The organism is Methyloceanibacter marginalis (assembly GCF_001723295.1).
Taxonomy (GTDB): domain Bacteria; phylum Pseudomonadota; class Alphaproteobacteria; order Rhizobiales; family Methyloligellaceae; genus Methyloceanibacter; species Methyloceanibacter marginalis.
Genome location: NZ_LPWD01000066.1, coordinates 1 through 9,048, shown reverse-complemented (window position 1 = coordinate 9,048; position 9,048 = coordinate 1). Strand labels below are relative to the sequence as shown.

Sequence of the window (9,048 nt, the reverse complement as noted above, 5' to 3'; positions counted from 1 at the left end):
CGCCGTCGTCGCGCCGCGGTCGCGCTGCTGCCGCTCGTTGTCCTCGCTGTGACCTCAGGTCTCGGAAGCGCCGTTTGGATCCTTTTTCTCGTAGGGCTCGTTCCGGCGCTTGTCTTCGTGGTCGCGGCGACGGCGGTCGGTGTCGTCCGCGACGTGGTGATAGAGCTGCCTCGTAACGGCTACGGTCTGTGCTCGGGGTCGAGCGATGGCCGGCCCGACGAAGCGGGCGTGCTGCCGCTCACGGACTGGCTGCATGGTTTCTTCCAGTCGGTTGCCAACCGTGAGCCCGCCGAACCGCCGGTCACGTTCGGCGATCTTTGGGGCACCCGCGACGAGCGCGCGGAGCGCGATATCGAGCTCGTCCTCATGACCACCAACATCACGCGAGGGATTTCCCAGCGCCTGCCTTTCCTGGAGGGGAGCTGGGGGCAGCTCTTCTTCAAGGAGGACGAATTCGCCAAGCTGTTTCCCGCATCCGTGGTCGAGCATATGTGCGCGCACGCAGCCAATGCCCGCTACCCAAAGGATATCGATACGGCCGGCTTTCTGCCGCTGCCCGCGCCGGAGGACCTGCCGATCCTGCTCGGCGCGCGCATGAGCTTGAGCTTTCCGTTCCTGCTGAGCGCCGTGCCGCTCTATGCGGTGAACTTCGAGGCGCCGAAAACCAAAGCCGGCAAGTTCCCGCTCGAAAGATGCTGGTTTTCCGACGGCGGTCTCACCAGCAACTTCCCGCTGCACTTCTTCGATTCGCCGCTGCCGTCGCGCCCGACCTTCGCCATCAATCTCATCCCCTCAGAGGTCGCCGCGACGGAGGTGGACGAAGCGGACGGCTCGCTCGAGCGGGTCAGCGGTGTCGCCGCCGAGAGGGACAAAAGCGACAAGAACGGGAAGCCCCAAACCCCGGACCAAGGGTGGGACTATGTCTGGATGCCAAGCCGAAACTCGTCGGGCATTGGGTCGGCCGCGCGCTTCAACAAGTTTCATAGCGTCACCGGGTTCTTCGGCGCGCTGTTCGATACCGCGCGCAACTGGGCCGATACCGAGCTCATGGCGCTGCCCGGCTATCGCGAGCGCGTGGTGCACGTGAAGCTCGCCGAGCATGAGGGCGGCATGAACCTGAACATGGGTTCGGACCTCATCGAGGAGATCGGGGCACGCGGAGAGCGCGCCGGCGAGCTACTCGCCGCGCGCTACGGGCCGAACCCGGAGAAGGATCCGCAGTCCGGCGGCGACATCGAGCTGACCTGGGACAATCACCGCTGGATCCGCTATCGCGCCACCATGGCCGCATTCGAGGATCTCGCACGCCGCTTCCGCAAGGCGTGGCGGGACGCGGCCAAACAGAAGCCGTGGCGCGGTTACGACGCCCTGCTGGACCGGGGGAGCAAGGATGCGCCCACGAGCTATCCGTTGCAGCGCCCCGATCAGCAGAAATTTGCTTCCGAGGCGACGCGCGCCTTCGTGGAGTTCGTTTCCACCTGGACGGACGATCAGACCTTCGATCGTGGCGAGGACTCAAAGGAGGGACGCTCGCCGCGGCCAAAGCCCGCCTTGCGCATGATGCCGCTCGGCAGTAACGATCCCCGGGCGGAGCGGCCGGACTAGTTTGCCGGCGCCGTTCCGCTTGCAGCTGAGAACGGGGCAGGCGTGGCCGAGAAGACATATCCCTGGAAGGTGGCGTGGATCACGGGCGCCTCGGGCGCCATTTGTGGCGAGATCGCGAAGCGGCTGGCGCGCGCCGGCGTGAAGGTGGCTGCCACGGCCCGGCCAAGCGAGAGGCTGGATGCGCTCGCGGCCTCGAGCAGCAATATCACGGCGTTTCCCGCCGACGTGCTAGAACCCGAGGAGCTGAAATCCTGCGCGGCCAAAGTCGAGGCTGCTTTGGGGCCGATCGATCTCGCGATGCTGGGCGCCGGCATGTATGTGCCCTTCGACTTCCGCAATATCGACCTCGACGGCTTTCACAAGACCATGGCGCTCAACGTGGACGGGGTGATCAACGGGCTCGCCGCGGTGCTGCCGGCCATGCTCGATCGCCGTGAAGGCCAACTCGCCATCATGGGCTCGCTGTTCGGCTATGCGGGCTGGCCCGGCAACGGCAGCTACGGCGCCAGCAAGGCGGCGGTCATCAATCTCGCCGAGAGCCTGAAATTGGAGCTTCGCGGCACCGGCGTCGACCTGACGCTGATCAATCCGGGCTTCGTCGATACGCCGCTCAATGCCGCCTACGATCCGAAGAAGAAGCTCTTCGTCATGAGCAAGGAACGGTGCGCGCGGAAAATTCTCGAGAAGCTGCCGAAGCGCCCCTACGAGATCGCGTTTCCGATTCAGGTCGAAGGCTTTCTCAAGACCGTGCGGAACATGCCGCGCATGGTGTCGTTCCCGCTGGTGCGCTGGTTCATCAAGGCGACGGGCGCGTAAGCCTCGGGTTTTCATCAATTTGAACGCTCATTCAGCTTGCCGCGTAAAAGGTCTGGCAGGCCCCGCAACCGGAAAGTCTCCCTGCGCGTTGTGCGTTTCGCAAACGAGAAGGAGACCCCCCCATGAAGTATCTCGGAACTGCCATTTTGGCCTTGAGTGCTTTTGCTTTCACCAGCGCGGCGTCTGCCGCGGTGGTGTGCAACGGCGACGGCGATTGCTGGCGGGTGAAGAAAAAGCATGAATATCCTGCGGGCGTGAACCTCCGCATCTATGGCGACGAATGGGAGCCGGGTGACGGCTATCGCTGGCGCGAGGCGGGCGAAGGCCGTGGCTATTATCGCGGCGGCGTCTGGATCGGCTTCTAAGCGAGGCCGTTGCAAGCATTGTGAGGGGTGCCGTATCGCGGCGCCCCTCATGTGCGCCGGTGCGGCGCTGAAGAGGCTAAGCCACTTTCTTCGTGCGCGCCGGCGCCATGAACTCCGGTCCGACCGGGTCCTTCACGGTCTCGTCGAGGATCTTGTCGATCTCTTTCATCGTCGCATCATCGATGCGCCAGCCCATGACGTCCTTGACGGCGTCCAGCTGCGACGGCCTGCGCGCGCCCCACAGCGCGATCGTGTCGCCGCGATCGAGAATCCAGCGCACGGCGAGCGCGAGCACCGGCTTGCCGAACTTTTCCTTGGCTAGAGCATCGAGCTTCCCCACGGCCGCGAGATACTGCCCGCGGCGGTCCGGTAGAAACTTGGGATCGTTGTTGCGCAGATCGTCGCCGTCGAACGTCGTGTCCATGGTGATCCTGCCGGACAGCAGACCGCGGCAGAGCGCGCCATAAGCGAGCACGACGATGTCATGCTTCTTGGCATAAGGCAGAACGTCGTTCTCGATCTCGCGCTCGAACAGATTGTAGGGCGGCTGGGATGGTGGCGAGGGATGCCTCGGCGCGCACGCGTCCATCTGCTCGGGTGAGAAATTGCTGACGCCGATGGCGCGGATTTTTCCGTCGCGGCGGAAGCCTTCGAGCGTCCTTGCGGTCTCGTCGAACGCGGTCGCCTCGTCCGGCCAGTGCACTTGGTAGATGTCGATGACATCGGTCTTCAGCCGCCGCAGCGAATCCTCGAGCTCTTGCTCCAGCCGCGCGCGCGTGAGTTGCGCACGATGTTGCCGCCCGGTCCAATCGAGACCGGCCTTGGTGGCGATCAGGACTTTATCGCGCCGGCCTTCGAGCGCCTTGCCCACGATCTCCTCGGACTGGCCGAAGCCGTAGACGGGCGCGGTGTCGATGAGATTGACGCCGAGATCGAGCGCGTGATGGATCGTGGCGATGGCGTCTTTCTCTTCGGTGCCCCCCCACATCCAGCCGCCGATGGCCCAGGTGCCGAGTGCGATGCGCGAAGCCTCGAACGGCAGGCCCGCAACTTTGATGTGTTCCATGTCTTGGCCCTTTCGCGTCTTGGCCCTTTCGCGCGTGAAGTTCTGGTGGGTGAACTCTTCAGGTGGGAAGAGGTGCCCCCACGCGACAAGAGGTGGGACAAACTGCCCGGGCTTCACGTCTCTAAGACAGAAACTCGCGGAAATAGTTATCGAGGAAGCGGCCTTGAGGATCGGCCTCCTTGCGGCGCGCCGCGAATTGCTGGAGCCGCGTGCCGAAGGCCCGGCGCACCATGTCGCGGGTCAGGAAGGGCGTCTGGTTGAACAGCGGCGTGCCCCCGCGCTCGGCACAGAAGTCATTGTAAGCATGGAGGAATTCTTCCCATTCCGGGCCGCCGGTGGAGGCTGGGTCGATGCTCATGCCGGGCCCCTCCCAGGTATAGGAGAACAGCGCCTCGACGTCGCGGCAGATGGCGTAGCCGACGCTCGGCAGATTGCAGCGGAAGCCGGTATGGGCCTCGTAGGCGATGCAGAAATCGCAATACTCTTCGAGGATATCGAAGAAGCTGCCCTCCCGGAACGACCACATGCTGAACAGGTACTTGGTCTCGCCGGGATTGCGCGGGTAGTTGATGATCTGCGCATGCGGCCAACTGCGCTCGGACCGCACGAACCAGACCATGGCTTGGCGCAGCAGATAGAAGAACGCGTCCTGCGCCCGGTCGTGCCATTTCTGATTCTTGATATTCTTGTCGATCCATATCACCACGGCCGGCGCGTATTTGCGCCAGAAGCGGTTGCGATAGGCCCAGCGGTATTTCGACTTGGGCGCCGCTTCCGGATTGTCCTTGCGCAGCTCGACCACCACGCGCTTGGCGTAGGGAAAGATGTAGTACATCACCGCGTAGCCGCGCGCCTTGTAGACGGGGAAGAACTTGCGGAAGTTCTCGAGGCTCAGCGAGTAGTGGCGCACCGACAAGGCCGTGGTGGGCCGGACCTTGAGGGTCACCTGAAAGATGATGCCGAACAGCCCGTAGCTGGAGCGGAAGATCTGCAGATCCTTGGGGTTGTCGGCCTCGGTGAGCTCGCGAATCTCGCCTTGCGGCGTGACGAAGCGCACGGCCGTCACGTAGGAGCTGATCTGGCCGAAGCCGCCGGGGAAGGACGAGTCCTTGGTGGCGGCGCAGGCCATGGCGGCGAGCGTCGTGTTGCCGATCTCGGTGGTGACGTGGGGTTGGAGCCCGCGCTCGCGCAGCGCCTGGGCAAGCTGAATGTACGACACGCCGGCTTCCACCGTGACCGTGTCGTCGGTGAAGTGCAGGATGCGGTTCATGGCCTTCATGTCGACCATGGTGCCGCCTTGGTCGTCGCCGTTCATGCGCGCGGTCGAATGCATGGAGCCCGCGGGCCGCACGGGCGTGGGAAAGCGCACCGTGTCGGTCACGATCTCGATGATGTCCTCGACGCTTTCCGGCGTCACCTTCACCCGCGGGTGATAGGTCCAGGTGCCGTCCCAGCTTTTGATGGTGACGTCCTGTTGGATGTCCATGAACTTCCCTCACTCCTCGCGGCGCAAGACCATAACGGAATGAGCCCGCGAATCCAGGCTCCTAGAAAAACAGCCGCACGGGCCCATTGAGAGCGGCAAGGACACCTCCGGACTTGACGCAGATCAAGGAGGCGCGGCCGCCATCCTATGGGTTGAAGGGGGGCGGAGGGAATGCTTAGGTCTGCCGCAATTTGCAGCTATTTCGCGGGTTTGGATTCTGCATCGGAGGGTCGTGACGGACGTGAAGCGGTTCTGCATCATCGGGGCGGGCGCCTGCGGGCTGGCCGTGGTCAAGACCTTCGCCGAGCGGGGAATTCCCTTCGATTGCTTCGAGGCGGAAGGCGATCTCGGGGGCATCTGGAACCCCGGCAGCCCCCACGCGGTCTATGGCTCCACGCACCTGAATTCGTCGAAGAAGCTGTCCCGCTACCCGGACTTCAAGTTCCCCGACGAGATGCCGTATTATGTCAGCGCGGCGCAGGCGCACGAATATTTGCGCGCTTATGCCGCGGAGTATGGGATCTACGACCGCATCACCTTCAACACCCGCGTTTCCGCCATCGAGCGGGCCGACAAAGGCTGGCGGGTGACGCTGGAAGGGGAGAGCGAGCCGCGGATCTATGACGGGGTCGTCGTTGCCAATGGGCATCATTGGCACCCTTACACGCCTGACTATCCCGGCACGTTCGCCGGCGAGATGCTGCACTCCCACGACGTGAAGTCGAAGGGACAGCTCAAGGACAAGCGCGTGCTCGTCGTCGGCGCCGGCAACTCGGCGGCGATATTCGCGACGCGGCCCAAGACGGCACGGCCATCCACTCGATGCGCCGCACCTATTACTTCTTCCCCAAGATGCTGTTCGGCAAGCCGACCGACGCGGTCATCGACCGTCTCAGTCATTTGCCGCCTGCCGCGCCACTTTATGTATTCGCTCTACAAGCTCGGCATGTGGGTCTTGATCGGCTCGCATGAGCGCTATGGCCTGCCGAAGCCGGATCACGATCTGTTCGAGGCGCATCCCACCGCCTGCACCACCTATCTCGACCACATCGTGCATGGGCGCATCGTGCCGAAGCCGGGCATCACGCGCTTCGAGGGCAAGCGGGTCTTTTTTCGAGACGAGGAGGAAACCTCCGAGGAAGTCGACCTTCTCGTTTGGGCCACGGGCTACCGCGTCCACTTCCCCTTCATGGACGACTCTTATGTGCTCGACGAGAACGGCTGGCCGAAGCTGTTCATCCACACCTTCCATCGCGAGTGGGACGACTTCTTCGTGTGCGGGTTGTTCGAGCCGGCCGAGGGCGGCGTGTGGCAGATCGCCGATTATCAGGCGCGGCTGATCGCGGCCTTCATCACGGCCCAGGAAGAGGACCCTAAGAGGGCGGCGTGGTTCCGTGAGCTCAAGCGTCACGCCAACCCCGATATCGGCCATGGGCTCAAGCACCAGGACACGCCCTGGCACCGGTTCGAGATCCAGCATTTGCGCTTCCGCCGCTATATGAAGCGGCTGCTCAAGAAGTTCGGGCCGTGTGCCCCGCCGGAGCAGGAGATGCGCACCATGGGCGAGACCGCCGAGGAGCGGGAAGCCGAGAAGCTCAAGCTCGCTTCTTGAGCGCGGGATATCCGACGCAGATACAAAAAGACCCGGACGCGATGTCCGGGTCTTTTTTTCAAGTCTGAAAGACGAGGCTTACGCGCTCGGCGTGGTCGTCTTCTGCACGGCCTTCTCGACGGGCTTATAAGCCTCGCGCGCGACGGACGCATACATCTCGCCGATCTTCGAGCGCGTGAACTCCACGTCCCAGACGAGGTATGGCCGGCCCGATACGTCGAGCGCCACGCGGGTCAGGGTCTCGTCCATGGGCAGATAGCAGGCGCCATAGCGGGTGATGCCCGCCTTGTCGCCCAAAGCCTCCGCAAACGCCTGGCCCAGCACGATCCCGGAATCTTCCGTGGTGTGGTGCTGGTCGATATGGAGGTCGCCTTCGGCCTTGAGGGTGATATCGATCAAGGAATGCCGCGCCAGCTGCTCGATCATGTGATCGAGGAAGCCCACGCCGGTGGCAACGTCATAGGCGCCCGTCCCGTCCAGATCGACGGTCGCGCTGATCTTGGTCTCCTTGGTGCGGCGTTTAACCGTCGCGGACCGGGAGTCCGTTGATTTGCTTCGCTTCTGCATGTCTGCCAGCATAGTCCAGGGGTCTTAAATAAAGGCTGTTGGCAATTCGCTTCCAGCCCGGCTTATACGCCGCGTCATGCGGCCGTGCTACCGCCCAACACCCATAAACGAGGGAACTCCATGCGCCGCCTGCTTCTGCTGCTTGCCATCCTGATCGCCGCTTATGTCGGCTACCCCTATCTGACCCTCTATTGGCTGGATCAGGCGCTGCTGAACGACGACCAGGAGGCCCTGGAGCGGCTCGTGGATTTCCCGCAAGTCCGAGCGGATCTGAAGGCGGAGATGCAGGGCCAGGTGCTCGAAAAAGCCGCGGAAATCAAAGAAAAACGGCCGATTCTCGGGACTTTCGGGCAAGCCCTGACCAAGCTCGTCGCCCCCGGCCTGGTGGACAGCTCCGTCGACGGCATGGTCACGCCGGAAGCCATTTTGAGCAATCCCACCGTGGTCGAGCACCGCGAAAAGAACGAATCCTTCGTCGATTTCATCACCTACGCCTTCTTCACCGCGCCGGCCCGGTTCATCTTCGACCTGAAGGACCCGGAAAAGCCCGATTCGCCCACCGTCACCGCGATCATGACGCTGGACGGTTTCCGCTGGCGCGTGGTGGGGGTCGAGGTTCCGCCCTTGGAGCAGTTGCTCTCCAAGGTGCCCTAATCCTGGCCGTTAGCCCCAATGCCGCGGATAGCTTGACGAACGGGCCGCCCGCGCCGATATCGCATTGCAGCATGTCATCCCATTCCTCCCCCGACACGTGGCACGGCACCACGATCCTCACCGTCCGCAAGGCCGGCAAGGTGGTCATCGCCGGCGACGGCCAGGTCTCCCTCGGCCAGACCATCATCAAGGGCACCGCCCGCAAGGTGCGCCGCGTCGGTTCCGGCAATGTGATCGCCGGCTTCGCGGGGTCCACGGCGGACGCCTTCACCTTGTTCGAGCGGCTCGAGACCAAGCTCGAGCGCTTTCCCGATCAGCTGAAGCGCGCCTGCGTCGAGCTCGCCAAGGACTGGCGCACCGACCGCTATCTGCGTCGCCTCGAAGCCATGATGATCGTGGCCGACCCGGACGAGAGCCTGGTGCTCACCGGTACCGGCGACGTGCTTGAGCCGGACGACGCGGTGATGGGTATCGGCTCCGGCGGTTCCTTTGCGCTGGCGGCCGCGCGCGCGCTGCTCGACACCGACCTCGATGCGGAGCAAATCGCGCGCAAGGCCATGGCCATTGCCGCCAAGATTTGCGTCTACACCAATGACGAGGTGACCGTCGAAACCCTCGACGCCACGAAATGATGCTTCTGTATCGTCATGGCCGGGCTTTGTCCCGGCCATCCACGAGCCGCAAACGCAGGCAATCGAAATTCGTGGATGCCCGGCACAAGGCCGGGCATGACAGAACGAGGATTTAATTCAACACCATGACCTCATTTTCCCCCCGCGAGATCGTTTCCGAGCTCGACCGCCACATCATCGGCCAGCGCGACGCCAAGCGCGCCGTCGCCATCGCGCTGCGGAACCGCTGCGCCGCCAGCAGCTCG

The 9,048-nt window shown here is 63.6% G+C and carries 8 protein-coding genes and 1 pseudogene; 6 read left to right on the top strand and 3 right to left on the bottom strand.

What is annotated here, in order from left to right:
• The 3 genes from AUC71_RS03290 to AUC71_RS03280 all read left to right on the top strand — a co-directional run.
• Positions 1 to 1,605, top strand: a 1,605-nt coding sequence (locus AUC71_RS03290; RefSeq protein ID WP_193427007.1) for a patatin-like phospholipase domain-containing protein, incomplete at its 5' end; no start/stop codon positions are given.
• 42 nt (positions 1,606 to 1,647) lie between these two features.
• On the top strand, positions 1,648 to 2,421 hold the full coding sequence (locus AUC71_RS03285; protein ID WP_083238035.1) for an SDR family NAD(P)-dependent oxidoreductase: 774 nt from the start codon (positions 1,648 to 1,650) through the stop codon (positions 2,419 to 2,421).
• Between the two features lie 122 nt (positions 2,422 to 2,543).
• Positions 2,544 to 2,786 carry a hypothetical protein gene (locus AUC71_RS03280; RefSeq protein WP_069623126.1) on the top strand — a complete coding sequence of 81 codons (243 nt, stop codon included), beginning with the start codon at positions 2,544 to 2,546 and terminating at the stop codon, positions 2,784 to 2,786.
• Positions 2,787 to 2,862: 76 nt separating this feature from the next.
• On the opposite strand, the gene AUC71_RS03275 is transcribed toward AUC71_RS03280, so the two are convergent.
• Both AUC71_RS03275 and AUC71_RS03270 read right to left on the bottom strand, forming a co-directional pair.
• Complete coding sequence (locus AUC71_RS03275; protein ID WP_069623127.1) at positions 2,863 to 3,852, bottom strand: aldo/keto reductase; 990 nt, start codon at positions 3,850 to 3,852, stop codon at positions 2,863 to 2,865.
• A gap of 121 nt (positions 3,853 to 3,973) precedes the next feature.
• Positions 3,974 to 5,338, bottom strand: a complete 1,365-nt coding sequence (locus AUC71_RS03270) for an FAD-binding protein (protein ID WP_069623125.1) — start codon at positions 5,336 to 5,338, stop codon at positions 3,974 to 3,976.
• 232 nt (positions 5,339 to 5,570) lie between these two features.
• Here AUC71_RS03270 and AUC71_RS03265 point away from each other — a divergent pair, with 232 nt between their 5' ends.
• Positions 5,571 to 6,950 (top strand): flavin-containing monooxygenase, encoded by a 1,380-nt coding sequence (locus AUC71_RS03265; protein ID WP_069623124.1) that lies wholly within the window; start codon positions 5,571 to 5,573, stop codon positions 6,948 to 6,950.
• Positions 6,951 to 7,073: 123 nt separating this feature from the next.
• On the opposite strand, the pseudogene AUC71_RS03260 reads toward AUC71_RS03265, so the two are convergent.
• Positions 7,074 to 7,517, bottom strand: a pseudogene (locus AUC71_RS03260) (imidazoleglycerol-phosphate dehydratase); the annotation flags it as partial.
• Between the two features lie 120 nt (positions 7,518 to 7,637).
• Between AUC71_RS03260 and AUC71_RS03255 the strand changes: the two are divergent.
• Complete coding sequence (locus AUC71_RS03255) at positions 7,638 to 8,171, top strand: DUF2939 domain-containing protein (RefSeq protein WP_069623123.1); 534 nt, start codon at positions 7,638 to 7,640, stop codon at positions 8,169 to 8,171.
• Positions 8,172 to 8,242: 71 nt separating this feature from the next.
• Entirely contained in the window at positions 8,243 to 8,803 is a 561-nt protein-coding gene (hslV, locus tag AUC71_RS03250) for an ATP-dependent protease subunit HslV (protein ID WP_069623122.1), read from the top strand.
• Positions 8,804 to 9,048: the final 245 nt, after the last annotated feature.